The 1,453-nt window shown below is 64.7% G+C and carries 3 protein-coding genes; 2 read left to right on the top strand and 1 reads right to left on the bottom strand.

Features of this window, described 5'->3' with window-relative positions:
• The coding region (locus tag EN994_RS31170) for a LysR family transcriptional regulator (RefSeq protein WP_164746403.1) at positions 1–631 on the bottom strand (631 nt) is incomplete at its 3' end.
• A 119-nt stretch (positions 632–750) separates the two neighbouring features.
• Between EN994_RS31170 and EN994_RS31165 the strand changes: the two genes are divergently transcribed.
• Together EN994_RS31165 and EN994_RS31160 are read left to right on the top strand one after the other, a co-directional pair.
• Positions 751–1,221, top strand: coding sequence for a DUF1348 family protein (locus tag EN994_RS31165; protein ID WP_063169093.1), 471 nt, complete (start codon positions 751–753; stop codon positions 1,219–1,221).
• A 24-nt stretch (positions 1,222–1,245) separates the two neighbouring features.
• Positions 1,246–1,453 (top strand): pyridoxamine 5'-phosphate oxidase family protein (locus tag EN994_RS31160; protein WP_164746402.1); only part of this gene is annotated, 208 nt, incomplete at its 3' end.

Raw genomic sequence — 1,453 nt, 5'->3', positions numbered from 1 at the left:
GGACTTCGGCCTTGCCCTTGATGAAGCTCCAACTGGCGGCGGAGGCGAGCCCCTCGAAGGTGATGCAATCGTGTGTTTCCAGATCCTCCGGGGTCGTTGGCGTGCCGTGTTCGGCCAGATAGGCCGGGCTGGCGCAGACGACGCGGCGGATCGCGCCGACGCCGATGGCGACCAGGCTCGAATCGGGCAATCGGCCGATGCGGATGGCGAGATCGAAATGGTCCTCGACCAGCTGGGTTATGCGATCGGCCAATGTCAGGCGGATGTCCACGTCGGGATAGGCGGCGAGAAAGCCGGTGACGACCGGCAGCACGTGCAGGCGGCCAAAGACGACCGGCGCGGTGATGGCCAGTTCGCCGGTCGGAACACTGTATTCGCCGGCGGCCGTGCGTTCGGCCTCGCCGACGTCGTCCAGGATGCGGCGGCAGGCGGCAAGATAGGCCTGGCCGGCATCGGTCGGTGTCAGCCGTCGCGTCGAACGATTCAGGAGGCGTGTGTTCAGATGGCGCTCGAGATCGGAAATCTTGCGGCTGACCGTCGCCAGCGGAATGCCGAAACGGCGGCTGGCCGCGGAAAGGCTGCCGGCGTCCACCGCGGCGACAAAGAGCGACATGGCCTCGAGACGATCCATAGCTTCTTCCGAAAAATGGAAGGACAAGTTACGAATATGCCACCTGCCTTTGAATGATGGAAGGCTTATATTCCAGTCTGTCGGCCCTGCCTGCAGCATGGCCTCGCACAGGAGTTGCCATGTCCGAAGCCCGCCCGCCGCTGCCGCCGTTTACCGCCGAGACCGCAGCGCAGAAGGCGCGCATGGCCGAGGATGCCTGGAATTCACGCGATCCAGCGCGGGTCGCGCTCGCCTATACAAAGGACAGCCGCTGGCGCAACCGCGCCGAATTCCTGCAAGGCCGCGACGCCATCCAGGCCTTCCTGACGCGCAAATGGAGCCGCGAGCTCGACTACCGGCTGATCAAGGAGGTCTGGGCCTTCCACGGCAACCGCATCGCCGTGCGTTTCGCCTATGAATGGCACGACGACAGCGGTTCATGGTTCCGCAGCTACGGCAACGAGAACTGGGAATTCGACGAACACGGGCTGATGCGTCTGCGCATCGCCAGCATCAACGACCTGCCGATCAGCGAGGCAGATCGCAAGTATCACTGGCCGCTCGGCCGGCGGCCGGACGACCACCCGACACTGTCGGAGCTCGGACTTTAGCATCTTGCCGCAAGGAAGCTTTCGATGAACGCGCATGCTTTCACCAGCGACGTCGCCTTCACGCCGACCGTCAAGGCGATCCAGGCCCGCAAGGGCTCACGTCAGTCCTACGCCCGCGTCGAGGAGCGTGGCGGCTGGCAGGCCGGCATCACCCCGGACCTTGCCGCCTTCATCGAAATGCAGACCAGCGTCTTCCTGTCGACCGCCAACCGCGAGGGGCAGCCCTATGTCC

It is taken from the genome of Mesorhizobium sp. M7A.F.Ca.CA.002.09.1.1, assembly GCF_003998555.1.
Taxonomy (GTDB): Bacteria; Pseudomonadota; Alphaproteobacteria; order Rhizobiales; family Rhizobiaceae; genus Mesorhizobium; species Mesorhizobium ciceri.
This window is presented reverse-complemented; position numbering and strand designations above follow the sequence as displayed.